Genomic DNA, 25,514 nt, shown 5'->3' with positions numbered 1-25,514 from the left:
TCCCTTCGGCAAATGCGAATGCCGCCCGGCAGGGCCTTCTGTCACGCTGCGGCGATGGACTTCGAATCACTTTCGGCGATGCGCGAAGCGGCGCTCGACTACTTCGTTCGCAGCCGCGCCATCCAGCGGCGGCGCGAGCGTATGGAACAAGCTGATGCCGATGAGGCGCACGGTTGGCGCGCAATCGCCGAGCTCGGCTGGCCCGGCATGCTGGCTCCCGAATCGGCCGGCGGTCTCGCACTGGAGCTCGACGGCGCAGCGGAAATCCTGCGGGCCGCGGGCGAGCATGTGGCACCCGAGCCGCTGCTGGCCGTGGCAGGCCTCAGTGCGCTGCTGCTGGCGCGGCTCGGTACGCCGGGCGCGAACGCCTTGCTCGCCGAACTGATTACAGGCCGCAGCCTGCCCGCGCTGGCATGGCAGGAGAGCGCTGGCGACCTCAGCGCCGTGCCGCTGGCCTGCGGCTGCGAGCCGCGGCCCGGCCACATTGGCGGCGTGCTGCTGCAGGGCGAAAAGCTCATGGTGCTGCCCGGCGCGGCCGCCAGCGGCTGGCTGGTGTCGGCGCGCGGCGACGACGACGCGGTGCTGCTGTGGGTGCCGCGCGGCACCGAAGGCGTGACGGAGGCGCTGGTGCCGCTGGTCGATGGTGGCCAGGCCTCGAACCTGCGCTTCGAGCAGGTCGCCTTGCCGCCGGAGGCCGTGCTGGCCGAAGGGCCGGCTGCGCAGGACGCCTTGCGCCATGCACTCGCGGCCGGCCAGATCCTTCAATCCGCCGAACTGCTGGGTGCGGGGCAGGCCATGCTGGCGCAGACGCTGGCCTACCTGCGCACGCGCTCCCAGTTCGGCAAGCCCATCGGCAGCTTCCAGGCGTTGCAGCACCGTTGCGTCGACATGTTCATCCATCTCGAAGTGGCGCAGGCCACGCTGAACGAGGTGCTGGCGGTGGCAGGGCAGGGGTTGACGGTCGACCGGCTCGAAGCCGAGGCAAGCCGCGTCAATGCGCGCTGCACGGCCGCCGCGCTGCAGGCTTCGCGCACCTCGGTGCAGCTGCATGGCGCCATCGGCTACACGCAGGAGTGCGACCTGAGCCTGTTCTACAAGCGGGTGCTGTGCCTGTCGGCGTGGCTTGGGAATGTCAGTGCGCATCAGCGGCGGCATGCCGTGCTGGCTGGAGATGCCGAAGCGACCACGGGCGCGGCCACCTGGAAAGGCGAGTTCCCGCGCACGGCAGACTGGTCCACCATGCCCGAGGCCGAGTTCCGCCGCATGGTGCGCGCCTTCCTGCAGCAGCGCTATCCGCAGCAGCTGCGCTACCTCTCGCACCGCGCACGCTGGAGCGAGATGCGCGAGTGGTACCTCACGCTGTCGGCGCAGGGCTGGATCGCGCCCGCCTGGCCGCAGGCGCACGGCGGCATGGGCCTGCCCGCCGACAAGCTCATCGCGTGGATCGAGGAGCTGGAGCAGTACGGCGTGGCGCGCGCACCCGACCAGGGCATCGTGATGATCGGGCCGCTGCTCATCCAGCACGGCACGACCGAACAGCAGCAGCGCTTTCTGCCGCGCATCTTGAGCGGCGAGCATGTGTGGTGCCAGGGCTATTCGGAGCCCAACGCCGGCTCCGACCTCGCGGGCCTGCGCACCGAAGCCCTGCCCGCGCGCGATGCACAGGGCGATCACTTCGTGGTCAACGGCCAGAAGATCTGGACCACGCTCGCGCAGGATGCCAACCACATCTTCATGCTGGTGCGCACCGACAAGGAGGCGCGCAAGCAGGAGGGCATCAGCTTCCTGCTGTGCGACCTGCGCACACCGGGTATCACCGTCCGGCCGATCCGCACGCTGGCGGGCGAGCCCGAGTTCTGCGAAGTGTTCTTCGACAACGTGCGCGTGCCGGCCGAGAACCTCGTGGGCAAGCTGCACGGCGGCTGGACCATCGCGAAGGCGCTGCTGGGCTTCGAGCGCATCTTCCTCGGCAGCCCCAAGCAGTCGCAGTACGCGCTGGGTCAGCTCGCGCGGCTGGCGCAGGCGCGGCGCCTGTTCGCCGACCCGGTGTTCGCGCAGCGCTTCGCAGCGCTGCGGCTGGACGTGCTCGACCTGTCGGCGGCGTACACGGGCTTCGCGAACATCGTGCGTGCGGGCAAGCCGCTGCCGGCTTCGGTGTCGCTGCTGAAGATCTGGGCCAGCGAGACCTACCACCGCATCGGCGCGCTGCTGGTCGAAGCGGGCGACGAGCAGGGCGCCGTGGCCGGCGACCAGGTGCTCGACGGCCAGACCTTCAACGTGCTCGCGCCGCTCATCGGCTCCACGGCCGCAATGATCTACGGCGGCACCAACGAGATCCAGCGCAACATCCTCGCGCGGCAAGTCCTCGACCTGCCGGCGTGAGCGACGCAGCCGCCAAAGCAATTCATAACAGGAGACAACGCTCATGACCTCGATCGACTTTTCGCGCCGGCAATGGGTGGCCGCGCTGGCGGGCAGCGCGGCGCTGGCCGCCGTGCCCCATCGCGCCTTCGCGCAGCAGTCCTTGCCGTCCCTCATCAAGCTCGTGGTCGGCTATTCCGCGGGCGGCCCGGTGGACGGCGCCGCACGCCTGCTCGCGCCCGCGCTGAGCCAGGCACTCGGGACGCAGGTCATCGTCGACAACCGGCCCGGCGCCAGCGGCTCGCTCGGCGGCGACGCGGTCGCGAAAGCACAGCCCGATGGCGCGACGCTGTTCTTCGGGGCGAGCCCGACCATCACCATCAACCCGAACGTGCAGCGCCACATGGCCTTCGATCCGATGAAGGACCTGACGCCCATCGCGCCGCTGGTGGACTACACCAACGTGCTCGTGGTCAACAACGAAGTCCCGGTGCACAGCGTGGCCGAGCTGCTGGCCTATGCGAAGGCACGGCCCGGCAAGGTGTTCTATGGCTCGGCGGGCGTGGGCGCGTCCAACCACCTGAGCGGCGCGCTGCTCGAGAAGATGACCGGCGTGCAGCTCACGCACGTGCCCTACAAAGGCAGTGCGCCCGCGCTCGCCGACGTGATGGCCGGCACCGTGACCATGATGTTCGACATCATCGCCACCTCGAAGCCCTTCATCCAGACCGGCAAGGTGCGCGCGCTGGCCGTCACCTCGCGCCAGCGCAACCGCATGCTGCCCGAGGTGCCGACGATGATCGAATCGGGCGTGCCGGGCTACGACGTGGGCGGCTGGTTCGGCCTGTACGGTCCGGCGCGCATGGACCCGGCGCTGGTCGCGCGCATGAACGCCGCCGTGCAGAAGATGCTCGCGCGCGAGGACATCGCGAGCCGGCTGCGCGAGCAGGGCTACGACGTGTGGTCCGGCGCGGCCGACCTGCTGGCGGCCAAGGGCAAGTCCGACCGCCAGCTCTGGGCGACCGCGTCCAAGGGCATCGAGGCGGAATAGCCGATGCGCCGCATCCACAGCCTGCTGGAAGAACGCGCGACAAGCACGCCCGATGCCGTCTTCCTCTTCGAGCCTGCGGGCACGACGACCTATGCCGCGCTGCAGGCGATGGTCGACGTTGCCGCGCAAGACCTGCTGGCCGCCGGTGTGCGGCCGACCGACCGCGTGGTGCTGGTGGCCGAGAACTGCGCGGCGCACATCGCGCTGCTCATGGCCTGCAGCCGCGTCGGTGCATGGTCGTGCGGTGTGAATGCGCGCATGTCGCCGGGCGAGATCGCTGCCATCGCCGAGCGCGCCGATGCCCGTGTCTGCTGCTTCACGGCCGCCGCCTCCGAAGCCGCTGAAAAGCATGCGCAGAGGGCCGGTGCAACGGCCGCGGCGCTCGGTGGCGTGATGCGCTCGGCCGTGCGTGCCGAAGCGCGCACCGAGCCCGATCCGGCATTGGCCGACACGGCCGCCATCATCTTCACTTCCGGTACCTCGGGCACGCCCAAGGGCGTGATGGTGTCGCACCGCGGGCTGCTGCACTTCGGCCGCGTGTCGGCCCAGGTGCGCGCCCTGGGCGAGCGCGACCGCGTCTATGCATTCCTGCCGATGACGCACATCTTCGGCATCGGCACGGTGTTGATGGCTGCGCTCACGGGCGGCGCAGCGCTGGTGCTGCGCGGCAGCTTCTCGCCGGCCGACGTGCTGCACGCGCTGGCGCACGAGCAGGTGTCGAACCTGCTCGGGCCGCCGACGATGTATGCGCGGCTGCTGGCGCACATCGAGGCGGAGGAGGCCACGCCGTGCTTTCCGCAACTGCGCTACGTCTACACCGGCTCCGCGCCGCTCGACCCGGCGCTCAAGCAGCGCGTGGAGCAGCTGTTCGGGCAGCCGCTGCACTATGGCTACGGGCTGTCGGAGTACGCGGGCTCGGTGTTTCTCACACGTACCGAGTCGCCGCGCGCTGACACCGCGGCGGGGTATGCGGTGGAGGGGGGCGAGGCCCGTATCGTGACCCTCGACGGCAACGACGCCGCACCCGGCGCCACCGGCGAGATCTGGCTGCGCGGGCCCGGCCTCATGCTCGGCTATTTCCGCGACACCGCCGCCACGGCGCAGGTGATGCGGCCCGGCGGCTGGTATGCCACCGGCGATCTCGGCCGCTTCGGCGAGGACGGCGCGCTGTTCGTGGTCGGGCGGCTGAAGGAAATGATCATCCGCTCGGGTTTCAACGTCTATCCGGCGGAGATCGAGGCCGTCGTCGGCCGCTTCGACGGCGTGCACCTGTGCGCGGTGGTCGGCGTGCCCGAGGCCGATGGCAACGAACAGGTCGTCGCTTTCGTCGAGCTAAAGGCCGGCGCGGTGCTCGATGAAGCGGCGCTGCGCGCGTACCTCGTCGAACACCTGTCGCCCTACAAGCGCCCGGCCCGCATCGAGGTGATCGATGCAATGCCCACCACCGCCAACGGCAAGCTGCTCAAGCGCGAACTTCAGGCGCGCTGCGGGCCGGCTGCGGGCTGATTTCAGCTGAAGATCGCGGTCCGGCCCTTCTGCGTGTCCATGTACTCGCGCACCCGGGCGATGCGGCCTTCGCGCAGCTCGAAGACGAAGCAATCGTCGTCGTCGCAGTGCCGGCCGCTGGCCAGCGTGGCCTGCATGCGTTGCGGATCGCGAAGGCCTGAAGTTAGGGGCCGGGCCCTGTGCCGGCGCCATCGTAGGCACGCTCCTACACCCGGGGGGGGAGGTGGGGCCGATACTTGTTATTCCCCCTCGTTTCAGGAAGTACCCGTGACCGTGCCGATGAACCCGACGCCCGTGGCCGCTGCGAAATGAAGTCCTCGCCGAGTGCGCGCAGCTGGATTGCCGCCGGTGTGCGCCACGAATTGCTCACGCGCGCGCTGCCCGCCCTGCGGCACGACATGGCGGCACCTGTCTCGGTGGTCCGCATGGCGCTGCTGATGCTCAAGCGGCAGGTCGGCGCAGCCACCATCGACGCCGCCGCCTGCGAAGAGCGCGTGGCGCTGATCGACAACCAGGTGTCCGAACTGGTCGAGGCCATCCGCTCCCTGCGCGACTGGGAGCTGGCCACCACGGATGACGGCATCACCCGCAGCGCGCTGGTGGCGCAGTGCGTGGCCCTGATGCGCTCTGCCTTCGACCTGCACGGCGTGACGCTCGATGCGGACGCCTCGCTGGACCCGCAGGAAGACGAGCATCGCTGGCCCGCCGCGGCTGCGCTGCGCTACCTGTTCCTCGGTGCGCTGGGCTACCTGCACGACGGCGCGGCCGAGGCCGGGGCGATCCGGGTCGAGGCGGACGGCGCCAACGCACTGCGCCTCACGGCCCTGCCGCGCGAACCCGGCGGCACGCATGCCGTGCTCGACGCGCACCGTGCGCCGCGTGCGCTGGCCATCGACGCCGTCGCATTGCAGAACCTGGCCGAAGACCTCGGCTACGCCGTGGCGTTGGAAGGCGACAGCGTGCGCCTCGTGCTCGCGACCGGCAACTGAGCCTTTGCGCGTTTGCGCGCCGCATGGCCGCGCCGCTGCGCGCGCAGGAAGGCCAGCAGCCGGCGCTCGGCCGCATGCAGCCCGCGCGAGGGCTTGGTGGTGCGGTGCGCGGCGATCTTCTCGAACAGCACACCCGTGGCCTCGTCGCCATCCGAGAGCGCGCTGCCCAACGCCAGCACCGCCGGATGCACGTAGGCCTTCTTGCAGACCGCCGGCGTGTTGCCCAACTGCCTGGCGACGGCAGCCAGGATGTCCTTGGCGCTGTAGCGGCTGCCGTCGGCAGCGACGCGGCCCGGTTCGCAGGCCAGCAAGGTGAGCTCCAGCGCCTGCACCGTGCCGTGCCAGGTGCGGAAGTCCTTGGCGGTGAAGCGCTCGCCCTGCGCGGCCTCGTCCAGGTAGTCGTTCACGTCGGTGGACGAGATGCCGCGCAGTTCGCCGTCCTCGTCCTCGTACTGGAACAGCGCCTGCCCCGGCAGCTGCTGGCATTGCCGCACCACCCGGGCCACGCGCGGATCGTCGAGCTTCGCCTCGTGCATCACGCCGCTCTTGCCCCGGAAGCGCAGCCGCAGCGCCTGGCCCTGCACGGCGGCGTGCCGGCTGCGCAACGTGGTGAGGCCGTAGGAGCGGTTGCTGTTCGCGTATTCCTCGTTGCCCACGCGCAGCAGCGTGGTGTCGAGCAGGCGCACCACCGCCGCGAGCACCTGGGTGCGGCCGGGCGCCTTGCGGCCTTTCGTCGACCGCAGGTCGCGCGCCACGCGGGCGCGGATGCGCGGCAGCGCGAGCGCGAAGGCTTCGAGGCGATCGAACTTGGTTTCGTCCTTCATCGAGCGCCAGTCGGCGTGGTAGCGGTACTGCTTGCGCCCGCGCGCGTCGATGCCTGTGGCCTGCAGATGGCCGTTGGGCAGCGGGCAGATCCACACCTGGGTGTAGGCGGGCGGGATGGCCAGCATGCGGATGCGCGCGATCTCGTCCACGTCGCGCAGCCACTGTCCATTGGCGTCGCGGTAGCGGAAACGCTCGCCGTGCTTCAGGCGGCGGATGCCGGGCATGCCGGGGTTCACGTAGACGAGGCCGTTGGCGATGGGCGTCGGCTTCGAAGGCGGCTTGGCAGGAGGGGAAGAGGCCGGCATGGGGTTTGCGTGGTGGCGCGACATCGCGCTTTTGCCAGCATCGACAATCGCCGGTTGTAGGACGCCGCAAGCGCCCTCGGTGCGGCAGGCGCGCTTGTGCGCCTGCGCCGCCTTCTTCTTCTTCTTTCCTCTTGAACGGGTTCCAGAATGACTTCTTCCAGGTCCACTCTTTTCACCGCCCGCTGGCTGGCGGTGCCTGCCGCAGCGCTGTTGTTCACGGCCTGCGCGTCCACCACTTCCACTCCGGCCGCCTCGGCCCCGGGCGCGCCCGTGAAGGTCAAGGTCTTCGTCGCCGCCATGTTCGAGATCGGCCAGAACACGGGCGACCGCGCCGGCGAGTTCCAACATTGGTACGAACGCTACTGGAAGGGCGCCAAGCCCATTGCGGTGCCCGGTGCGCTGCAGCCTGTGTACTGCAATGCCGATGGCGTGTGCGGCGCGGTGCTCGGCATGGGCAAGGTCAACTCGTCGTCGTCGATGCAGGCGATCCTGCTGAACCCGCAGTTCGACTTCTCGCAGAGCTACTACGTGATTTCCGGCGTGGCCGGCACGCCGCCTTCGCGCGGCACCATCGGCGAAGTGAGCTGGGCCACCTGGCTGGTCGACTACGATCTCGGCCACCGCTGGGCCCCCGAGGAGAACAAGCCCGGCGAGCCGACATTCATGCCGCGCAAGGGCTACGAGGAGTACCGCCGCTTCAAGCTCAACCCGGACCTCGTGAGCTGGGCCATGAGGCTCTCGGCCGACACGCCGCTCAAGGATTCGGACGGCGCGCGCAAGTACCGCCTGCGCTACCCCGACGCCGCGGCCCGCCGCGCGCCTTTCGTCGGCACCGGCACGCACATGACCGGCGACACCTTCTTCCATGGCCCCGGCATGTCGAAGCAGGCGCAATACATCGCCGGGCTCTACGGCGCCGACGACTACGTCATCACCGAAATGGAAGCCGCCGCCATCACCCTCGTGATCAAGCGCACGCACGGCACCGACCGCGTGATGAGCCTGCGCGGCGCGGTCAACTTCGACCAGGGCAGCCCGAAGGAAACCACGCTGCAGCACCTGGACCCGGCGCCGGGCGAAACGGCCGGCGGCTTTGCGGAGACGGTGGAGAACATCGAGCTGGTGGGCTCGCGCGTGGTCGATCACATCGTGACCAACTGGCCGAAGTGGCAGGGCGGCGTGCCGAAGCCCTGAGCGGGTTCAGGGCCGTGAAGGCTTCAGGTGCCATGTCACCGTGAAGTCGAACGGCGTCCAGCGGCTGACGGTGACGCCTGCCTGCCGCAGCCCGCGGCCGATCCAGGTGTTGCAGGTCTCGAAGAGGTGATAGCCGCCTTCGGCTTCGTAGAAGGCGTCGTCGTCGCCGTAGTGCGCGCCGGCAATGGGTGAGGCATGGCCCGAGGGCAGGGCGGCGCGCACGTAGCCGACCAGTTGTGCGTACTGTGCGTGCGAGAGCGGCAGGCTGTAGGCCCCGCGCGCCAGCTGTTCGCGCCGCAGGTAGCTCACATGCATCAGCGCGCGGTTGCCGCCCGACAGCGCCCCGAAGGCGCGCGCCGCCGTCAGGTCGCCCCAGGTGGGCGTGTTCAGGTAGAACTCGCGGTCGCCCCAGCCGATGGCGATGAATTCGGCATCGGGCGGCGGCGCCCTGAAGTCTTTCAGCGGAAACACCTGCAGCCAGTCGATGGTGGCCGAGCGGATCGGGAACACGTAGTCGGTGTGCACGCCGTTGCTCAGCACCCAGGCCTGTACGTCGCCCGGTGCATCGCCCGCAGGCCTCGCATTGGCGGGCCAGAACACCAGCGCGCAGGCCACGATCAGGTAGAGGCCTGTCAGCGCGACGAAGCCCAGCAGCGTGAAGGCGATGCGGCGCAGCCAGCGTTTCGCCATGGCGCCGTCAGAACAGCGACGCGGTGGTCGACGCGGGCTCCGGCGTTGCGCGGTGCGCGCCGGTCCCCGTGGGCGCGAGCGCCTCAGGGCTGCCCGCCTTCGCCAGCGCGCCCACGCGCACGCCCAGGAGGCGCAGCGGGCGCTCCAGCGGCACGCGCTTGAGGCACAGGCCGCCCGTGTGGCGGATGGTCTTCGCGTCGGACGTGAAGCGCTCGATGGTCTGGTCGCGCGTGGCGATCTTGAAATCGTCGTAGCGCAGCTTGATGCCGATGGTCTTGCCCACGTAACCCTTGCGCTGCAGATCTTCGGCCAGCTTCTCGCACAGGTGGGTGAAGATCGCGCCCAGCTCGGCGCGGTCGCGCACGGCGTGCAGGTCGCGGTCGAAAGTGGTCTCGCGGCTCATCGACACGGGTTCGCTCTCGGTCACCACCGGCCGGTTGTCGCGGCCCCAGGCCACCTCGTGCATCCACGCGCCCGTGGCCTTGCCGAAGGTGGCAACGAGCCAGTCGCGGTCGCGCGCCGCGAGCTGGCCCACGGTCTCGATGCCGAAGCGCTTGAGCTTCTCGTCGGCCTTCGGCCCGATGCCGTTCACCTTGCGGCAGGGGAGCGGCCAGATGCGCGTTTCGAGGTCGTGCTCGTAGACCACCGAGATGCCGTTGGGCTTGTTGAACTCGCTCGCCATCTTGGCGATGAGCTTGTTGGGCGCCACGCCGATGGAGCAGGTCAGGCCGGTGGCGTCGAAGATGGCGGTCTGGATCAGCCGCGCCAGCGAACGCCCGCCGTCGCGCTGGCCTCCGGGCACGTCGGTGAAGTCGATGTACACCTCGTCCACCCCGCGGTCTTCCATGAGCGGGGCGACCTCCAGGATGATGTCCTTGAAGGCGCGCGAATAGCGCCGGTACTCGTCGAAGTCCACCGGCAGGATGATGGCCTGCGGGCACAGCTTGGCGGCCTTCATGAGCCCCATCGCCGAGCCGATGCCGAACTGCCGCGCGGGATAGGTGGCGGTGGTGATCACGCCGCGGCCCGTGTAGTCCTTCAGCAGCGGAAAGGCCGCGACCGGAATGTCGGCCAGCGTGCCGCCCTCGGGCAGGTCGCGGATGGCCTCGTCCACGCGCCGCCTGCCGCCGCCGATCACCACCGGCAGGCCCTTGAGCTGCGGATAGCGCAGCAGCTCGACCGACGCGTAGAAGGCGTCCATGTCGAGGTGGGCGATGCGGCGCATCGCAGGGGATGTCGGGGGCTCGGAACTCACGTTGACGATTGTCTCGCGCTCCAGCGATGTTCGCCTGCCGGGCGACCGCGTGCAAGAATGCGGCCGATTGCGGATGGACCCTCCGATGGCATGGGAAAGGGAAATGGCATGGATGACGAAGTCGAAGGCTTGAGCATCGCGCTGACGCCGGTGCAGATGGCCGCGGTGCTGAACGGGCAGGACGTGCCCGAATCCGCGAGCTGGAGCAACCGGCTCTGGGGCACCGTGGGGCTGGTGGGCGGTGTCGTGGAACTGGTCGGCGCCGGCGTGCTCTGCGTCGCACCCGAACCCACGATGGTGACCAAGGCCGGCTGCGTGGTGCTGGGCGTGCACAGCTTCGACACCATGGCGACGTCGGGCCGCCAGATCTGGACCGGCACGCCGCAGCGCACGGCCACCGCCGTGACCGCCAGCTCGGCGGCCGAGGCGCTGGGCGCTTCGCGCGACACGGCCGATGGCATCGGGCTTGCGGTGGATGTGGCGGTGCCGCTGGTCGTGGCATCGGCGCTGGGAGCCGCACGCATCGTCGCCGTGATGCGCGGCGGCCGCATCCGGCTGGCCGAGCACGAGGCCGCAGCGGGATCGAGGCTGGGCGGCCACACCATGGCGCGGCATGTCGGGCAGACCGACGCCCAATTGCTGGCCAGGGTGCGAACCGCCACCCGGCCGGGTCCCAGGGCCGTGTCCACCTTTGGCGACCTTGCCACCGCGGAGCGCGCGATCACCGAGACGCTGCGTGTCAACGCCGCCGCGGTGCGCGCGTGGTCGCGCGGGGCGGCCGCGGGCAGCAAGTCGCCGGAGCTGGAGCACGTGCTGAGCTACGTGGTGGGGCGCGGCGTGCAGTTCGGCAGCACGGCCGTCAATGACCTCTCCGGCGTGCGGATCATCCTCAAGATGGAAAGCTACAACGGCAAGCCGTTCTACATCCTCACGGCCTATCCGATCTGAGCGCCGCGGCGCGGCGCAGCAGGCCTACAGGAAAGAAGGGGCTTCGCCCGTCGTCCACACGTCGGCGCCAAGCTCGCTTGCAAGACGGGCCACGAGCTTCGCGGTGCGCTCGCGCAGCGGGGCAATGCGGGCCTGCAGGCCGGCCCTGGGCAGCGCAACGGCCTGGCCGGGTTCTTCGGAATCGGGGTCGCTTTCGCGGATGTAGAGCGTGCCGTTGCGAGCCCAGACCTCCACCGCCCAGCCCTGGTCCTGGTCGTCGTAGATATTGCCCTCGTCGTGCCCGGCCACGGCGACGAGGAAGTGGTCCATGGAAGAGAAGGTGTCGTACCAGGGGAAGGACAGGTGCACGTCCGCCTCCTCGTTGTCGAGCCGCAGGTCCATCCAGAAATACTGGCGCACCTGGTGGAGTTTCAATGCGTGCTGCCGGGCCAGCGCGGCCACCTGGCCGTAGTACGCGGCAAGCTCCGCCTCGTGCCCGATGGCCTCCGAGGTGCGCACCCGCAAGCGCTCGGCACGCTGGAATTCCGGCAATGCGAGCGGCTCGGGCCGCTGGTACGGCGCAGCGTGGAACGCGTCCCACAAATGAAATGCGATCTCGGGCTCCAGCGAGTTGATCGGCTTGGCATCGGCGAACCAGGGTTCCACTTGCGCGCTCCTCTGAATGGTCGAGCGGACGATGTTAGCCCGCGTCGAAGGTCGTGTGCCGCGCGTTGTGCGGCACACCGCGAGTGCTATCTCTCCTCGGGTGGCGCGGTGCTGTCGCCGGCGTCGGGCGGTGCCATCTCGCGCATCAGGCGGTCCACTGCTTCGTCGTTCATCGGCTCGGCAGGCGCGAGCGCGGTGGGCGAGGTGCGCAGCCAGCGCGTGGTGGCCGGCAGCGCCATCACCAGCGCGGTCACGGTGGCCAGCACCGCCAGGTAGGGCGCCAGCGCCCGTGCCACCGCGGCCACTGGCGGGCGCGGCGCAGCCTGCCCACGCGCCAGCACCAGCGCATAGCCGAAAGGCGGCAGCAGGAAGCCGGCCTGCAGCACCAGCAGGGTGAGCGTGGCGATCCACGCCGCGTCGTCGAGCTGCGCGAGCACCGGCGGCATCACGATGGGCACGATCAGGAAGATCAGCTCGAAGGCGTCGAGCACGAAGGCGCATGCCAGCAGCACGGCAAGCACCACCAGGAGTCCGACCATGGGATGCCCCTGAAGCGCCAGCATGAGCCGCGCGATCAGCCCGTCGGTGCCGAAGCCGCGCAGCAGCAGCGAGAAGCTGGTGGCCGCCGCCAGCAGCGCATACAGCGCGCCGGTGAGCGCCATGGCGTCGTCGAGCACCTGCCACAGCACCGGTCGCGTGAGCTGGCGCGACACCACCCCCCAGCCGAGCAGCAGCACGCAGGCGGCGGCCGCGCCCTCGACCGCGCGCACCTTGCCCAGCGTGACCAGCACGAGCAGCGCGCCGATCAGCAGGGGCACGAGCAGCAGCGTCCAGCCTTCGCGCCAATCCATCGGCTCGCGCGGCGCCGCGGGCCGGGGCTTGCGCCGTGCGCCGAACCACGCGACCGCAAGCCAGCCGAGCAGCAACGCCGCCGCCGGCACCAGCGCCGCCTGCAGGATGTCCTGCGTGTTGACGATGCGGTTGGCTGCGCCGGCGGCAGCCGTGGGCAGCGCCAGCGCGCGCGCCATGTTCACGCCCTCGGTGTGGGCGCGCAGCATCGCGTCGCCGAGCAGCAGCAACACCAGCGAGGGCGGCACGATCACGCCCAGCGTGCTGGTCACGGCCACGAGCGCGGTGCGCCGTGCCGCGGGCAGGCCTTCGCGTGCCCAGCCCTTGCCGGCGGTGCGCGCGAGCATCAGCAGGCTGGCGCCGACCGAGCCGTTCATCGGCGCGAGCATCAGGCCCAGCACCATGCCGGCCAGCTCGGGTGCCGCGCGTGGCGCGACGAAGGCCAGCGCCTTGCGCAGGCCGTTGTACAGATGCTCGGCCAGCGCCAGCCGGTTGAGCAGTGCTCCCACCAGCGCATAGAGCGCCAGCGCCTGCAGCAGATCGTGCTCCAGCAGGCCGACGATGCGCCACGGCAGGTTCTGCAGCAACGCGACATCGAACGCGCCCAACGCCAGCCCGGCCGCTGCGCCCAGCGTGCACACGCCGAGCAGCACGGCATAGGTCGGCCAGCCGGTGGTCATCATCAGCGCCAGGGCCAGCGCGAGCAGGGCGAGTCCGAGCCAGGCCATCTATTGCCCGGGCAGTCGACGTTCGTGCCAGAGGTCGAGCACGCTTTGCACCGTCAGCAGCACCGCGAGCAGCAGCAGCGCCACCTTGATCATGAAATAGCCGGGGTTGAAGGTGTCGGGGAACAGTTCGAACGCGGCCACCGCGCGCAGCACCGGCACGGTGCCCGTCGCGATCAGGAACAGTGCCCACGGCAGCACGCACAGCGCCGCGCCGATGCGGCGCAGCCGCGCATAGCGCCCGGCGGTGTCGGCGGCCAGGTCGGGCCGCGCCACCAGATGCGCGCCGCGGCGCCCGGCATGCCGCAGCGCCACGGCCACGTACAGCGCGAACAGCCACTGCGCGAGGTCGTTGGCCTGCGTCGGTCCGTTGCCCGAGCCGGCAAGGTCGCGCAGCGGCCATTGCGCGAACAGCAGCAGCGCGATGGCGATGGCGAAGGGCATCGCCGCGCGGTCGACCCAGTCGAGCCCGCGCGGCACCGGTGGCGCGGGGCGGGTCTCTGGTGTTTCGGCCGGTGGCGTCATGCGTGGCGATCCTGTTCCCCGAACCTGACTTCCACCTGTGGGCGCCGCGGGTCATGGCTTGCGTGGTGGAGCATGCCGGTGCCATCATCCGCGCCATGCAAACCGTCGCCTCCATCCTCTGGCGCAGGCTCGATGTACCCGGCCACGACGCCTGCCGCCTCGAACGCAATGCTTCGGCCTGGCAACTCGATGGTGCGGCCGTGTTCCGGCTGGAAGACGGCCGCAACGGCCAGCTGCACTACCGCGTGCGATGCGACCTGCACTGGCACACCCAATGGGGCACGGTGCGCGGCTGGCTCGGTGATTCGGCCGTCGACCTGTCGATCGCCCGCGATGCGCGCGGCCACTGGAAGCTCAACGACGAGGCGGTGCCCGACCTGTCGCACTGCGTCGACCTCGACCTGGGCTTCACGCCCGCCACCAACCTGCTGCAACTGCGCCGGCTCAACCTGGCGAAGGGCGAGGGCGCCGATGCGCCGGCGGCCTGGGTCGACCTCGACGGCGGCGGCGTGCTGAGCGAGCTGATGCAGCGCTACGAGCGGCGCAGCGACACCGAATATGCCTACGAGGCGAAGCGCTTCGACTATGCGGCGACGCTGGGCGTGACGCAAGACAGCTTCGTGCGCGACTATCCGCGGCTCTGGGTCGCCGAAAAGTAATGCCGGAGCGCGAGTCGCGGTTCGCCTGCTCGTCGTCAGCTGGCGAAGCGCCTGCGGTATTCCACGAGGCTCACGCCCAGGCGGCGGCCGAACGCGCGCCTGAAGCCGTCCACGTTCGCATAGCCCACCGCATCGGCCAGCCGCTTGGCCGGCAGGTCTGACTCCTCGGCCAGGCGGCGGGCGGCGTCGATCCTCGCATTCTCGACAAACTCCGCCGGCGTGGTTCCGGTTTCGCCGCGGAAGATGCGCGCGAAGTTCCGCTCGCTCATGCCGGCGCGCAAGGCGAGGGCCGGCACGGACAGGTCGTCCTTGAGGTTCGCGAGCACGTGGTCCTGCACCTCGCGCATGCTGGAGCGCTCCGAGGTCTGTGCCGCCAGGTGGGCGCTGAACTGGCTCTGGCCGCCGGGCCGCTTGAGGAACATCACCAGCTGGCGCGCCACGCTCAGCGCGAGGTCGCGGCCATGGTCTTCCTCCACCATGGCCAGCGCGAGGTCCATGCCGGCCGTGACCCCGGCGGAGGTGAAGAGCTGGCCGTCCCTCACGTAGATCGCGTCCGCCTCGACGCTCGCTAGCGGGTAGTCCGACGCGAGGCGGCCAGCGAGCTTCCAGTGGGTTGCCACGCGCTTGCCGTCGAGCAGGCCGCTGGCGGCCAGCACGAAGGCGCCGCTGCACACCGAGCCATAACGCCGCACGGTGCGGGCCTGACGCCTGAGCCAATCCTGCAGTTGCATGTCGGTCGCCATGTCTTTCACGCGGGGGCTGCCCGCAACGAGCAGGGTGTCGATGGCGCCGCAATGCGTGGCCACCGTGGAATCGACACCCAGCCGCAATCCGCCGCTGCTCTTGAGCATGCCTTCCCCGGTGCCGATCACCTGGACCTGGTAGGCGCGCGGTTTGCCGAGCTGCTGCGATGCCTCGGCGAAGACGTCGGCGGGCCCGGCCACGTCGAGCAGCTGGAAACGGGGGAAAGCGAGGATGGCGACGCGCATGGCAGACAAGGCCCCGGGATTGGCGGAAAACGCCGTGAGTTGGCAAAAACGACGGTGGGAGTCTGGCGGAAAATACAAACTAATGCAAATCCAGACAAGGGCATCCGACATGCAAAACCAAGCTCTGAATCCTTCTTCACCGGCCATTGCGTCGATCGCGCCTCGCGCGCAAGCCTCCGTGCGCAATCTCCCGGTCAACCTGTTCGCCTCGGTGATGGGCCTTACCGGACTGGCCCTCGCATGGCGGCTCGCGCACGACAGCCTGGGTGCGCCGGCCATCGTCGGCGAGGCCGTCGGGGCGTTCGCGCTGGGCGTCTTCGTGCTCATCTCGATGGGCTACCTGGCAAAGCTCGTGAGGCACCCGCAGGCGGTGCACGCGGAATTCCATCACCCCGTGGCGGGCAACTTCTTCGGCACCATCGCGATTTCCATCCTGCTGCTGTCGGCCGTCGTGGCGCCGTACAGCGCGCCCCTGGCGCACCTCGCGTGGACCGTGGGGCTGCTCGCGACCCTGGTACTGAGCTTCGTCGGCCTGTCGAGGCTGCTGAAGGGGCAGGTGGATGCCTCGCTCGCCGTGCCGGCCTGGATCATCCCGGGCGTGGCCACGCTCGACATTCCCGTCACCGGCGCGCACATGCCGATGGCATGGGCGCCCGAACTCAATCTGGCCGCCGGCGCGGTCGGCGCGGTGCTGGCGCTCGTGCTCTTCACGATGATCATCGGCCGGCTGGTGCATCGCGACCCGCTCGCTCCCGCCATGGAGCCGTCGCTGATGATCCTGGTGGCGCCCTTTGCGGTGGGCTTTCTCGCGTACACCAACATCGTCGGCGAGATCGACCGCTTTGCCTCGCTGCTCTTCTACTTCGGCCTTTTCATGTTCGCGGTGGTCGCGCCGAAGGTGTTCCGCCGCGGCGCCACGTTCTCGCCGAGCTGGTGGGCGATCGGCTTCCCGTTGGCCGCGCTCGCCAATGCCGCGCTGAAGTACGCCGGGTCGCGCGCGAGCGAGCCGCTCTGGGTGATTGCCATGGCGCTGCTGGTCGCGCTCAACCTGGCGCTGGCGGTTCTCACGGTGAAGACCGTGCGGATTGCGCTCAACGGGAAGCTGTTCGCCTGAGCCTCAGACATGGGCGTTCGCCCCGCGCGCAACGACCATCCAGCAGGCCGCAGTCAGGCGGACCTCATCGCCGTGCACGTAGGGCTCGAAGGCGGCGCGCACCGTGTCGATGACCTGCACGCGCGTGCGCTCGTCAGCCTGCTGAAGGGCAAGGCCGACGGGACCGAGCCGGCTCAGGTAGCCGGGCAGCGCCGTCCCGGGCATCGTGCAGGGCACGTCGATGGGCTGGATGTCGATGCCGGCCCAGCCGCTCTCTTCGAGGATCGCATGGACCCGCTGCCTGTCCGCGAAGGCGAACTGGCCTGGCGCGTCCGGCCGGCGGGCAGGGAGGTTCGGCAGCAGTGGTGCGGCGGCGCGCTCCGCGGTCGTCATGAACGGGTTCTCCGCCGCACTGCGCCAGGCGATGAACCGCAGTTCGGCGCCTTCTCTCGCGGCCCGCAGCAGGTTCGCGAAGGCCTGCACGGGCTCGTCGAAGAACATGACGCCGAAACGCGACATGATGCGGTCGAAGCTCGCGGGCTCCAACGCGTGGGTCTGCGCATTGGCGCAGACGAAGCGTGCCGGCGTGCCTTCGCGTTCGGCGCGGATCCGGGCGGCGGCGATCATCGGCTCCGAGATGTCGATGCCGACACAGCCGCCTTCGCTGCCCTGCCGCCGCGCGACGGCGAGCGTGGTGCTGCCCGTGCCGCAGCCAACGTCGAGCACACGGCTCGCGGGGTTGGTGGACACTGCTTCGACGAGCAGGTCTTCGAACGGCTGGAACAGGTGATCGAGCGTGGCCTGCGCGTCGACCCAGGCGCGCCCGGCCAGGCCGTTCCAGAGCCTGGCCTGTTCGTCGCCGGGCTGTTGTGTGGCTTCCATGGTCGTTTCCTTGTGCTTGCCTTCGGGAGGCGGAAACCGCACTATGCAAGTTCAAGTCGACTTGAGGTCAAGAGGGTGATGAAGCATCTGGATATCGGCGAGGTCGCGCAACGCTCCGGCGTGCCCGCCTCCACGCTGCGCTACTACGACGAAAAAGGCCTCGTCGCCTCCACGGGCAGGCAAGGCCTGCGCCGCCTGTTCGATCCCGGCGTGCTGGAGCGGCTCGCGCTGATCGCGCTGGGGCGTGCCGCCGGCTTTTCGCTGGACGAGATCGCGCGCATGTTCGGGCCCGACGGGCAGCCGCGCATCGACCGGGTGATGCTCACGGCCAAGGCGGACGAACTCGACCGCACGATCCGCAGCCTGAGCGCCATGCGCGACGGCCTGCGGCACGCCGCTGTGTGCCGCGCGCCCAGCCACATGGAATGCCCGACCTTTCGCCGCATCCTCGAGGCTGCGGCGTCCGGGGCCATCGGCGGGCGAAGGAAGAAGGCCCCGAAGTAATCAGGCCGCGTTCGCCATCAACGACAGGTCGCGCGCCGCCTGCAGCATCAGCTCGCGCGCGCGGTCCAGCGACGGGATCGCATGGCGGTCGATGCGCCGGATGTACGGCGTGGTGAGCACCGCCAGCGCATGCCCGTGCGGGCCGAAGATGGGGCACGAGATGTCGATCACGCCGAAGTACTGCAGGCTCTCGCGCTGCCGGTAGCCCGTGGCGCGCACGGCCTCGAGCATGTGCTCCAGCTCGTCGGGCGGGATCTGCACCTCGCCGTCGAGCGCCACGTGCTCGGCCACCATCTGTCGGCGCCGCTCGTCCGATTCGCAGGCCAGCAGCACCTGGCCCGAGCCGGTGTCGAGCAGGTTCACGCGCGTGCCGGGCCGCACCGTCATGCTGCTCGCCGCCGGGCTGTTGACCTGCGCCACGATCTGGACGTTGCCCCGGTCGTACACGCCGAGGTGGCAGGACTGCTCGGCTTCCTTCACGTAGCGGTCCATCACCGGCAGCGCCTGCGTGACCAGCCGGTGGTTCGGCGGGTAGCGGTGCGCCAGGTCGAACATCTTCAGGCTCAGGCTGTAGCGGTCGCCGGCGAGCGAGCGCAGCACGTACTGGCGCGCCACCAGCCGTTCGAGCATGCGGTAGATCTCGCTCGGGCCACGGTCCAGCGCTTTCACGATCTCGCCGCGCGTCAGGCCCTCGGGTTGGTCCGCCAGCAGTTCGAGGATGTCCAGGCCCTTGTCGAGCGCGGGTGCGCGGTAGCGGTCCTGGTCTTCGGTCGGCTTGCTCAAGATGTCTGGATGGATAGATTTGTTCACGTATGAATTTCAACAGCAGACCCATCTTTTTGCAAGTTTGGTTCTACGGGTAAGCACTCATCAAGTGGGCTTGACGTCAAAAGTTCGTCTGTAAATACTATGTTCACAAATGGACTAAGAGGCAAGACCTTCGGCAGGACTCCCGCTGCCCGCGACCCACATGATTCAGCGCATCGACTCGCATCAGCATTTCTGGCGGCCCGCGCGCGGCGACTACGCGTGGCTGCGTGCGGACGTGCCCGCCCTGGCGCCGCTGGTGCGCGACTTCCTGCCCGAGCATCTCGTGCCGCTGCTGCAAGCACATGGCATCGGGCGGACCGTGCTGGTGCAGGCGGCCGACTCGGAAGCCGAAACGGATTTCATGCTCGAACTGGCTGCTGCGCACGACGTGGTTGGCGGCGTGGTCGGCTGGGTCGACCTGAGCCGGGCCGAGTCCGTCGCCTCGCTGGAGCGAATGGCGGCGCAACCCAAGTTCAAGGGCGTGCGGCCGATGCTGCAAGACCTGCCCCAAGACGACTGGATCGCGCACGCGCCGCACCCCGACGTGCTGCGGGCCATGGTGCGCCTGGGGCTGCGCTTCGATGCGCTCGTGACGCCGCGGCACTTGGCGCCGCTGCTGCAGTTCCTGCGCGAATGGCCGCAACTGCCGGTGGTGATCGACCATGCGGCCAAGCCGCCCGTGGGCAGCGCCGATGGCGAAGCCGTCGCTGCGTGGCGCCGTCAAATGCGCGAGATCGCGGCGCTGCCGCAGGTCTGCTGCAAGTTCTCGGGCCTCTGGACCGAGGCGCCGCCCTCCATGCACCGCGATGCGGATGTCGTCACCTACGCCGTGCGGCCGCTGTGGGAGCACCTGCTCGAATGCTTCGGCCCCGATCGCCTCATGTGGGGCAGCGACTGGCCAGTGCTCACGCTGGCCGGCGACTACGCGGGCTGGATCGCCCTCAGCGAGGCCTGCATCGGCGGCCTCGCGACCGGCGAGCAGGCCCACGTGTGGCACGGTACCGCACAGCGCTTCTACAACCTGCCATTGCATCGGGAAATCCCATGACGCAACCCATCGTCGTCCTGCGCGACCTGAGCAAGTCCTTCGCCGGCGTGCGCGCGCTCGACAAGGCGCAGTTCGACCTGCTGCCCGGCGAGGTGCATGCACTCATGGGCGAGAACGGCGCGGGCAAGTCCACGCTGATGAAGGTGCTGGCGGGCGTCTACCGCAAGGACTCGGGCGAGGTACTGCTCGACGGCCAGCCCGTGGACATCTCGAGCCCGCGCGCGGCCCAGGCGCTGGGCATCGGCATCATCCATCAGGAGCTCAACCTGATGAACCACCTGAGCGCCGCGCAGAACATCTTCATCGGCCGCGAGCCGCGGGGGCGCCTGGGCCTCTTCATCGACGAGGAAGCGATGTGCGCCGAGACGCAGCGCATCTTCGAGCGCATGAACCTGCGCCTGGACCCGCGCACGCCCGTCGGCGAGCTCACCGTGGCCAGGCAGCAGATGGTGGAGATCGCCAAGGCGCTGTCCTTCGACTCGCGCGTGCTCATCATGGACGAGCCCACCGCCGCGCTGAACAACCAGGAGGTGGCCGACCTGTTCCGCATCATCGGCCAGCTCAAATCCCAGGGCGTGGCCATCGTCTACATCTCGCACAAGATGGACGAGCTCAAGCGCATCGCCGACCGGGTGACCGTGATGCGCGACGGCCAGTACATCGCCACCGTGCCGATGGCGGCAACGCCGATGGACTCGCTCATCGCGATGATGGTGGGCCGCCAGCTCACCGAGGTGGAGAACGACTTTCCCGACACCACGGGCAACGAGATCGTGCTCGAGGCGCGCGGCATCACGCGCGGCCCGATGGTGCGCAACGCGAGCTTCGTGCTGCGCCGCGGCGAGATCCTCGGCTTCGCGGGCCTCATGGGCGCGGGCCGCACCGAACTCGCGCGCGCCGTGTTCGGCGCCGACCGCATCGACGCGGGCGAGGTGTTCGTGCACGGCAGGAAGGTGCACATCAAATCGCCCGAAGACGCGGTGGCCTGCGGCATCGGCTACCTGTCGGAAGACCGCAAGCATTTCGGGCTGGCCACCGGCATGGACGTCGAGACCAACATCGCGCTGCCGAGCATGAAGAAGTTCTTGTCGATGGGCCTGTTCATCGACCAGCGCGCCATCGAGGCGGCCGGCGAGCGCTACGTGAAGCAGCTCAGCATCAAGACCCCCTCGGTGCGCCAGCAGGTACGGCTGCTGTCGGGCGGCAACCAGCAGAAGATCGTGATTGCCAAGTGGCTGCTGCGCGACTGCAGCGTGCTGTTCTTCGACGAGCCCACGCGCGGCATCGACGTGGGCGCCAAGGCCGAGATCTACCGCCTGCTCAACGAACTGGCCGCGCAGGGCAAGGCCATCGTGATCATCTCTTCGGAGCTGCCCGAGATCCTGCGCGTGAGCCACCGCGTGCTCGTGATGTGCGAAGGCCGCATCACCGGCGAACTCGGGGGGCGCGAAGCCTCGCAGGAAAAGATCATGCAGCTCGCCACCCGGCGCGAAGCTGCCGCCACCGCATGACGACTGGAGACAACCCCTTGACGACCCCCACCGCCACCACCGCCGCGACGACCACCGATGCACCGGGCTTCTCGCTGAAGGCGCGGCTCTTTCGGCCCGCCACGCGCCAGAAGCTGCTGGCCTTTGCCAGCCTCATTGCGCTGATGGTGTTCTTCAGCTTCGCGTCGCCGCAGTTCCTGCAGACCGACAACCTCGTGAGCATCCTGCAGTCGACCGCCGTGAACGGCGTGCTCGCCATCGCCTGCACCTTCGTCATCATCGCCGCGGGCATCGACCTCTCGGTGGGCACGCTGATGACCTTCTGCGCCGTCATGGCCGGCGTGGTGCTCACCTACATGGGCATGCCGCTCGCGCTCGGCATCGCGGCCGCGATCTTCTTCGGTGCGCTGGCCGGCTTCGTCTCGGGTGTGCTGATCGCCAAGCTCAAGATCCCGCCCTTCATCGCGACGCTGGGCATGATGATGCTGCTCAAGGGCCTGTCGCTCGTGATCTCGGGCACCAAGCCGATCTACTTCAACGACACGCCGGACTTCCCGGCGATCTCGCAGGATTCGCTCATCGGCTACTTCATTCCGTCGCTGCCGATCCCGAATGCGGTGCTGATCCTGTTCCTGATAGCGATGGCCGCGAGCCTCGTGCTCAACAAGACCATCCTCGGGCGCTACACCTTCGCGCTCGGCAGCAACGAGGAGGCGGTGCGCCTGTCGGGCGTGAACACCGACTTCTGGAAGATCGTGGTGTACACGGTGAGTGGCGGCATCTGCGGCATCGCGGGCCTGCTGATCGCCTCGCGGCTGAACTCCGCACAGCCCGCGCTCGGGCAGGGCTACGAACTCGATGCGATTGCGGCCGTGGTCATCGGCGGCACCTCGCTCAGCGGCGGCACCGGCACCATCGTCGGCACGATCATCGGCGCCTTCATCATGAGCGTATTGACCAACGGCCTGCGCATTCTCTCGGTCGCGCAGGAATGGCAGACGGTGGTCACGGGCGTGATCATCATCCTGGCCGTGTACGCGGACATCCTGCGCCGCCGCGGCAGCGGCAAGCAGTGAACCACCCGGATTTCCACAACCACAGGAGACTTCGCATGATCCAGAGAAGAGCAGTCGCAACCACGCTCGGTGCAGCCCTCATCGGCCTGTCGGGATTCGCACAGGCACAGCAGGCGCAGGAGATCTACATCCCGCTCGTGTCCAAGGGCTTTCAGCACCAGTTCTGGCAGGCCGTGAAGTCGGGCGCCGAGCAGGCTGCCAAAGACCTGAAGGTGAAAGTGAGCTTCGAGGGCCCCGAGACCGAGGCCATGGTCGACAAGCAGATCGACATGCTCTCGGCCGCGCTCGCCAAGAAGCCGCAGGCCATCGGCTTCGCCGCGCTCGACAGCCAGGCCGCGATTCCGCTGCTGAAGAAGGCGCAGGCCGCGAAGATCCCGGTGGTGGCGTTCGACTCGGGCGTGGACAGCGACATTCCCGTGACTACCACCACCACCGACAACAAGGCCGCCGCCGCGCTCGCCGCCGACAAGATGGCCGAGCTCATCGGCAAGAGCGGCGAAGTCGCGCTGGTGGTGCACGACCAGACCAGCCGCACCGGCGTCGACCGGCGCGACGGCTTCGTCAACCGCATCAAGTCGACCTACCCGAACATCAAGATCGTGAGCGTGCAGTACGGCGGCGGCGACCAGTTGAAGTCGACCGAGATCACCAAGTCGATCCTGCAGGCCTCGCCCAACCTCAAGGGCATCTTCGGCGCCAACGAAGGCTCCGCCATCGGCGTGGTCAACGGCGTGAAGGAGATGAAGCGCAACGGCAAGGTCGTGATCATCGGCTACGACTCAGGCAAGCAGCAGAAGAACGCGATCATGGAGGGCAGCATGGCCGGTGCCATCACGCAGAACCCCGTGGGCATGGGCTACAAGACGGTCGAGATGGCGGTGAAGGCCATCAAGGGCGAGAAGCTGCCGAAGGTGGTCGACACGGGCTTCTACTGGTACGACAAGACCAACATCGCCGACCCCAAGATCGCCTCGGTGCTGTACGACTGATCGCCTGCCCGCGAAGACCCCATGACCATTGTTCGCTCCATGCGCGTGCTTGACGTGCGCTTTCCGACCTCGCAGCATCTGGACGGCTCCGATGCGATGAACCCCGACCCGGACTACTCCGCGGCGTATGTCGTGCTCGAAACCGACCAGCCGGGGCTCGAGGGCCACGGGCTCACCTTCACCATCGGCCGCGGCAACGAGATCTGCTGCGCGGCCATCGAGGCGATGCGCCATCTGGTGGTGGGGCTGGACCTGGCATGGGTGGCGGAGGACATGGGGCGCTTCTGGCGGCACGTTACTTCCGACAGCCAGCTGCGATGGATCGGTCCCGACAAGGGCGCGATCCACCTGGCGACCGGCGCCGTGGTCAACGCGATGTGGGACCTGTGGGCCAAGTCCGAAGACAAGCCCGTGTGGCAGCTCGTGGCCGACATGAGCCCCGAGGAACTGGTGCGCTGCATCGACTTTCGCTACATCACCGACTGCATCGGGCCCGATGAAGCACTGGCGCTGCTGCGCGAGGCCGCCGCTGGCAAGGCCGAACGCGTCGCCACGCTGCAGGCCGAGGGCTACCCCTGCTACACCACCTCGGCCGGCTGGCTCGGCTACTCCGACGAGAAGCTGCGGCACCTGGCGCAGGAGGCGGTCGACGCGGGCTTCAACCACATCAAGCTCAAGGTGGGCCGCGACCTGCAGGACGACATCCGCCGCCTGCGCGTGGCGCGCGAAGTGCTCGGGCCCGAGCGGCACCTGATGATCGACGCCAACCAGGTCTGGGAGGTCGGCCAGGCCATCGACTGGGTGCGGCAGCTGGCGTTTGCCAAGCCGTGGTTCATCGAGGAGCCCACCAGCCCCGACGACGTGGAGGGCCATCGCAAGATCCGCGAGGGCGTCGCGCCGGTGAAGGTGGCCACGGGCGAGATGTGCCAGAACCGCATCATGTTCAAGCAGTTCATCATGCGCGGCGGCATCGACGTGGTGCAGATCGACGCGTGCCGGCTCGGCGGCGTGAACGAGATCCTCGCGGTGATGCTGATGGCCGCGAAGTACAAGCTGCCGGTGTGTCCGCACGCCGGCGGCGTGGGGCTGTGCGAGTACGTGCAGCACCTGTCGATGATCGATTACCTCTGCATCTCGGGCACGCGCGAAGGCCGCGTGGTCGAGTATGTGGATCATTTGCACGAGCACTTCGTCGAGCCCTGCGAGATCCGCAACGCGGCGTACATGCCGCCGAAGGGTGCGGGCTTCTCGATCACGATGAAGCCGCAGTCGCTCGACCAATACCGTTTTCGCGGATAGAGAAAGGCACCGCGCAACATGGACCTGAATCTGAAAGACAAGGTGGTGATCGTCACCGGCGGCGGCAGCGGCATCGGTGCAGCCGTTTCGATGACGCTGGCGCAAGAGGGCGCGGTGCCGGTGATCTGCGGGAAGAATCGGCTCGACGCACCGTTCGAGGAGGCGCTGCGCGCCCTGCAGCCGCGCGCGCGCTTCTTCCAGTTCGAGCTGATGGAAGAGGCCGCCTGTGCCAAGGCCATTGCCGACACCGCCGCGGAGTTCGGCCGCATCGACGGCCTGGTCAACAACGCGGGCGTGAACGACAGCGTGGGACTGGAGGCGGGGCGCGAAGCCTTCGTCGGTTCGCTCGAACGCAACCTCGTTCACTGCTACGTGATGGCGCACTATTGCCTGCCGCACCTGAAGGCGAGCCGCGGCGCGATCGTCAACATCTCGTCGAAGACGGCCGTGACGGGGCAGGGCAACACGAGCGGCTACACCGCGGCCAAGGGCGCGCAGCTGTCGCTCACGCGCGAGTGGGCTGCATCGCTGTTGGAAGACGGGGTTCGCGTGAATGCGGTGATTCCGGCCGAGGTGATGACGCCGCTGTATCAACGGTGGATTTCCGCATTCGACGAACCCGACCGAAAGCTCGCCGAGATCACCGACAAGATTCCGCTCGGCCGCCGCATGACCACGCCGCAGGAGATTGCAGACAACGTCGTGTTCCTGCTGTCGGAGCGGGCCTCGCACACCACCGGGCAATGGGTGTTCGTGGACGGCGGGTATACGCACCTGGACCGGGCATTGACCTGATCTATTTCCTGA

25 protein-coding genes are annotated in these 25,514 nt (G+C 68.9%); 15 read left to right on the top strand and 10 right to left on the bottom strand.

The features are described from left to right. Positions 1-54: 54 nt before the first annotated feature. The 3 genes from ACCD11_RS13640 to ACCD11_RS13630 are packed head-to-tail and all read left to right on the top strand — an operon-like array spanning position 55 to position 4,918. Entirely contained in the window at positions 55-2,382 is a 2,328-nt protein-coding gene (locus ACCD11_RS13640) for an acyl-CoA dehydrogenase (RefSeq protein WP_413314276.1), read from the top strand. Positions 2,383-2,425: 43 nt separating this feature from the next. Then, positions 2,426-3,412, top strand: a complete 987-nt coding sequence (locus ACCD11_RS13635; protein WP_413314275.1) for a Bug family tripartite tricarboxylate transporter substrate binding protein — start codon at positions 2,426-2,428, stop codon at positions 3,410-3,412. Between the two features lie 3 nt (positions 3,413-3,415). Further along, on the top strand, positions 3,416-4,918 hold the full coding sequence (locus ACCD11_RS13630) for a class I adenylate-forming enzyme family protein (protein WP_413314274.1): 1,503 nt from the start codon (positions 3,416-3,418) through the stop codon (positions 4,916-4,918). A gap of 2 nt (positions 4,919-4,920) precedes the next feature. Here the strand turns inward: ACCD11_RS13630 and ACCD11_RS13625 are convergent, their stop codons facing one another. Continuing rightward, entirely contained in the window at positions 4,921-5,055 is a 135-nt protein-coding gene (locus tag ACCD11_RS13625; protein WP_413314273.1) for a hypothetical protein, read from the bottom strand. Positions 5,056-5,226: 171 nt separating this feature from the next. Here ACCD11_RS13625 and ACCD11_RS13620 point away from each other — a divergent pair, with 171 nt between their 5' ends. After that, positions 5,227-5,907 carry a hypothetical protein gene (locus ACCD11_RS13620; protein ID WP_007830343.1) on the top strand — a complete coding sequence of 227 codons (681 nt, stop codon included), beginning with the start codon at positions 5,227-5,229 and terminating at the stop codon, positions 5,905-5,907. Here ACCD11_RS13620 and ACCD11_RS13615 read toward each other — a convergent pair. Continuing rightward, on the bottom strand, positions 5,850-7,037 hold the full coding sequence (locus tag ACCD11_RS13615; protein WP_413314272.1) for a DNA topoisomerase IB: 1,188 nt from the start codon (positions 7,035-7,037) through the stop codon (positions 5,850-5,852). The genes ACCD11_RS13620 and ACCD11_RS13615 overlap by 58 nt on opposite strands. A gap of 147 nt (positions 7,038-7,184) precedes the next feature. Here ACCD11_RS13615 and ACCD11_RS13610 point away from each other — a divergent pair, with 147 nt between their 5' ends. Next, positions 7,185-8,231 carry a purine-nucleoside phosphorylase gene (locus ACCD11_RS13610; RefSeq protein WP_413314271.1) on the top strand — a complete coding sequence of 349 codons (1,047 nt, stop codon included), beginning with the start codon at positions 7,185-7,187 and terminating at the stop codon, positions 8,229-8,231. Between the two features lie 6 nt (positions 8,232-8,237). Here ACCD11_RS13610 and ACCD11_RS13605 read toward each other — a convergent pair whose 3' ends face one another. Next, the gene (locus tag ACCD11_RS13605) at positions 8,238-8,921 is read right to left on the bottom strand and encodes a TIGR02117 family protein (RefSeq protein ID WP_413314270.1); all 684 of its coding nucleotides are present in this window, start codon (positions 8,919-8,921) and stop codon (positions 8,238-8,240) included. Positions 8,922-8,928: 7 nt separating this feature from the next. Beyond that, complete coding sequence (gene dinB, locus ACCD11_RS13600) at positions 8,929-10,146, bottom strand: DNA polymerase IV (protein ID WP_413314269.1); 1,218 nt, start codon at positions 10,144-10,146, stop codon at positions 8,929-8,931. Between the two features lie 138 nt (positions 10,147-10,284). Between dinB and ACCD11_RS13595 the strand changes: the two genes are divergently transcribed. Continuing rightward, positions 10,285-11,124 carry an RNase A-like domain-containing protein gene (locus tag ACCD11_RS13595; RefSeq protein ID WP_413314268.1) on the top strand — a complete coding sequence of 280 codons (840 nt, stop codon included), beginning with the start codon at positions 10,285-10,287 and terminating at the stop codon, positions 11,122-11,124. A 24-nt stretch (positions 11,125-11,148) separates the two neighbouring features. On the opposite strand, the gene ACCD11_RS13590 is transcribed toward ACCD11_RS13595, so the two are convergent. The 3 genes from ACCD11_RS13590 to ACCD11_RS13580 all read right to left on the bottom strand — a co-directional run bounded on the left by ACCD11_RS13590 (position 11,149) and on the right by ACCD11_RS13580 (position 13,868). Beyond that, a complete protein-coding gene (locus ACCD11_RS13590) occupies positions 11,149-11,769 on the bottom strand; it encodes a hypothetical protein (protein WP_413314267.1) in 621 nt (206 codons plus the stop codon). Between the two features lie 86 nt (positions 11,770-11,855). Then, the gene (locus ACCD11_RS13585) at positions 11,856-13,346 is read right to left on the bottom strand and encodes a TRAP transporter large permease subunit (RefSeq protein WP_413314266.1); all 1,491 of its coding nucleotides are present in this window, start codon (positions 13,344-13,346) and stop codon (positions 11,856-11,858) included. Beyond that, positions 13,347-13,868: a C4-dicarboxylate ABC transporter substrate-binding protein gene (locus ACCD11_RS13580; RefSeq protein ID WP_413314265.1), complete on the bottom strand. Its 522-nt coding sequence runs from the start codon at positions 13,866-13,868 to the stop codon at positions 13,347-13,349. A 2-nt stretch (positions 13,869-13,870) separates the two neighbouring features. Here ACCD11_RS13580 and ACCD11_RS13575 point away from each other — a divergent pair, with 2 nt between their 5' ends. After that, complete coding sequence (locus ACCD11_RS13575) at positions 13,871-14,527, top strand: putative glycolipid-binding domain-containing protein (protein ID WP_413314264.1); 657 nt, start codon at positions 13,871-13,873, stop codon at positions 14,525-14,527. A gap of 35 nt (positions 14,528-14,562) precedes the next feature. On the opposite strand, the gene ACCD11_RS13570 is transcribed toward ACCD11_RS13575, so the two are convergent. Next, a complete protein-coding gene (locus tag ACCD11_RS13570; RefSeq protein ID WP_413314262.1) occupies positions 14,563-15,516 on the bottom strand; it encodes a GlxA family transcriptional regulator in 954 nt (317 codons plus the stop codon). Between the two features lie 109 nt (positions 15,517-15,625). Between ACCD11_RS13570 and ACCD11_RS13565 the strand changes: the two genes are divergently transcribed. Next, entirely contained in the window at positions 15,626-16,630 is a 1,005-nt protein-coding gene (locus ACCD11_RS13565; RefSeq protein ID WP_413314260.1) for an SLAC1 anion channel family protein, read from the top strand. 3 nt (positions 16,631-16,633) lie between these two features. Here ACCD11_RS13565 and ACCD11_RS13560 read toward each other — a convergent pair whose 3' ends face one another. Then, complete coding sequence (locus ACCD11_RS13560; RefSeq protein ID WP_413314259.1) at positions 16,634-17,491, bottom strand: class I SAM-dependent methyltransferase; 858 nt, start codon at positions 17,489-17,491, stop codon at positions 16,634-16,636. A gap of 78 nt (positions 17,492-17,569) precedes the next feature. Between ACCD11_RS13560 and ACCD11_RS13555 the strand changes: the two genes are divergently transcribed. Next, a complete protein-coding gene (locus tag ACCD11_RS13555; RefSeq protein ID WP_007830370.1) occupies positions 17,570-17,995 on the top strand; it encodes a helix-turn-helix domain-containing protein in 426 nt (141 codons plus the stop codon). Here ACCD11_RS13555 and ACCD11_RS13550 read toward each other — a convergent pair whose 3' ends face one another. Then, complete coding sequence (locus tag ACCD11_RS13550) at positions 17,996-18,778, bottom strand: IclR family transcriptional regulator (RefSeq protein WP_007830371.1); 783 nt, start codon at positions 18,776-18,778, stop codon at positions 17,996-17,998. A gap of 187 nt (positions 18,779-18,965) precedes the next feature. On the opposite strand from ACCD11_RS13550, the gene ACCD11_RS13545 reads away from it, so the two are divergent. Genes ACCD11_RS13545 through ACCD11_RS13520 form a run of 6 tightly spaced genes read left to right on the top strand, consistent with a single transcriptional unit; the run spans position 18,966 to position 25,502 of the window. Next, entirely contained in the window at positions 18,966-19,853 is an 888-nt protein-coding gene (locus tag ACCD11_RS13545; protein ID WP_413314258.1) for an amidohydrolase family protein, read from the top strand. Next, the gene (locus tag ACCD11_RS13540; protein ID WP_413314257.1) at positions 19,850-21,364 is read left to right on the top strand and encodes a sugar ABC transporter ATP-binding protein; all 1,515 of its coding nucleotides are present in this window, start codon (positions 19,850-19,852) and stop codon (positions 21,362-21,364) included. Before ACCD11_RS13545 ends, ACCD11_RS13540 begins: the two co-directional genes overlap by 4 nt. A 17-nt stretch (positions 21,365-21,381) precedes the next feature. Continuing rightward, the gene (locus ACCD11_RS13535; protein WP_413314256.1) at positions 21,382-22,419 is read left to right on the top strand and encodes an ABC transporter permease; all 1,038 of its coding nucleotides are present in this window, start codon (positions 21,382-21,384) and stop codon (positions 22,417-22,419) included. A gap of 35 nt (positions 22,420-22,454) precedes the next feature. Then, positions 22,455-23,408: an ABC transporter substrate-binding protein gene (locus tag ACCD11_RS13530; protein ID WP_007830384.1), complete on the top strand. Its 954-nt coding sequence runs from the start codon at positions 22,455-22,457 to the stop codon at positions 23,406-23,408. A 21-nt stretch (positions 23,409-23,429) separates the two neighbouring features. Beyond that, entirely contained in the window at positions 23,430-24,707 is a 1,278-nt protein-coding gene (locus tag ACCD11_RS13525) for an L-fuconate dehydratase (RefSeq protein WP_413314255.1), read from the top strand. 18 nt (positions 24,708-24,725) lie between these two features. Continuing rightward, positions 24,726-25,502, top strand: a complete 777-nt coding sequence (locus ACCD11_RS13520) for an SDR family oxidoreductase (protein WP_413314254.1) — start codon at positions 24,726-24,728, stop codon at positions 25,500-25,502. The last annotated feature ends 12 nt before the right edge of the window (positions 25,503-25,514 follow it).

Origin of the sequence: Variovorax sp. Varisp36 (genome assembly GCF_047304235.1) — a bacterium.
Lineage (GTDB): Bacteria > Pseudomonadota > Gammaproteobacteria > Burkholderiales > Burkholderiaceae_C > Variovorax.
Note: the sequence above shows the minus strand (reverse complement) of the source record. Positions and strands in the feature narration are given on the sequence as shown.

Bases quoted from the DNA above. Each gene is read 5' to 3' on its own strand.
- ACCD11_RS13640 (WP_413314276.1), top strand. From the start codon at position 55: ATGGACTTCGAATCACTTTCGGCGATGCGCGAAGCGGCGCTCGACTAC.
- ACCD11_RS13635 (WP_413314275.1), top strand. From the start codon at position 2,426: ATGACCTCGATCGACTTTTCGCGCCGGCAATGGGTGGCCGCGCTGGCG.
- ACCD11_RS13630 (WP_413314274.1), top strand. From the start codon at position 3,416: ATGCGCCGCATCCACAGCCTGCTGGAAGAACGCGCGACAAGCACGCCC.
- ACCD11_RS13625 (WP_413314273.1), bottom strand. From the start codon at position 5,055: ATGCAGGCCACGCTGGCCAGCGGCCGGCACTGCGACGACGACGATTGC.
- ACCD11_RS13620 (WP_007830343.1), top strand. From the start codon at position 5,227: ATGAAGTCCTCGCCGAGTGCGCGCAGCTGGATTGCCGCCGGTGTGCGC.
- ACCD11_RS13615 (WP_413314272.1), bottom strand. From the start codon at position 7,037: ATGCCGGCCTCTTCCCCTCCTGCCAAGCCGCCTTCGAAGCCGACGCCC.
- ACCD11_RS13610 (WP_413314271.1), top strand. From the start codon at position 7,185: ATGACTTCTTCCAGGTCCACTCTTTTCACCGCCCGCTGGCTGGCGGTG.
- ACCD11_RS13605 (WP_413314270.1), bottom strand. From the start codon at position 8,921: ATGGCGAAACGCTGGCTGCGCCGCATCGCCTTCACGCTGCTGGGCTTC.
- dinB (WP_413314269.1), bottom strand. From the start codon at position 10,146: ATGCGCCGCATCGCCCACCTCGACATGGACGCCTTCTACGCGTCGGTC.
- ACCD11_RS13595 (WP_413314268.1), top strand. From the start codon at position 10,285: ATGGATGACGAAGTCGAAGGCTTGAGCATCGCGCTGACGCCGGTGCAG.
- ACCD11_RS13585 (WP_413314266.1), bottom strand. From the start codon at position 13,346: ATGGCCTGGCTCGGACTCGCCCTGCTCGCGCTGGCCCTGGCGCTGATG.
- ACCD11_RS13580 (WP_413314265.1), bottom strand. From the start codon at position 13,868: ATGACGCCACCGGCCGAAACACCAGAGACCCGCCCCGCGCCACCGGTG.
- ACCD11_RS13570 (WP_413314262.1), bottom strand. From the start codon at position 15,516: ATGCGCGTCGCCATCCTCGCTTTCCCCCGTTTCCAGCTGCTCGACGTG.
- ACCD11_RS13565 (WP_413314260.1), top strand. From the start codon at position 15,626: ATGCAAAACCAAGCTCTGAATCCTTCTTCACCGGCCATTGCGTCGATC.
- ACCD11_RS13560 (WP_413314259.1), bottom strand. From the start codon at position 17,491: ATGGAAGCCACACAACAGCCCGGCGACGAACAGGCCAGGCTCTGGAAC.
- ACCD11_RS13555 (WP_007830370.1), top strand. From the start codon at position 17,570: ATGAAGCATCTGGATATCGGCGAGGTCGCGCAACGCTCCGGCGTGCCC.
- ACCD11_RS13545 (WP_413314258.1), top strand. From the start codon at position 18,966: ATGATTCAGCGCATCGACTCGCATCAGCATTTCTGGCGGCCCGCGCGC.
- ACCD11_RS13540 (WP_413314257.1), top strand. From the start codon at position 19,850: ATGACGCAACCCATCGTCGTCCTGCGCGACCTGAGCAAGTCCTTCGCC.
- ACCD11_RS13530 (WP_007830384.1), top strand. From the start codon at position 22,455: ATGATCCAGAGAAGAGCAGTCGCAACCACGCTCGGTGCAGCCCTCATC.
- ACCD11_RS13525 (WP_413314255.1), top strand. From the start codon at position 23,430: ATGACCATTGTTCGCTCCATGCGCGTGCTTGACGTGCGCTTTCCGACC.
- ACCD11_RS13520 (WP_413314254.1), top strand. From the start codon at position 24,726: ATGGACCTGAATCTGAAAGACAAGGTGGTGATCGTCACCGGCGGCGGC.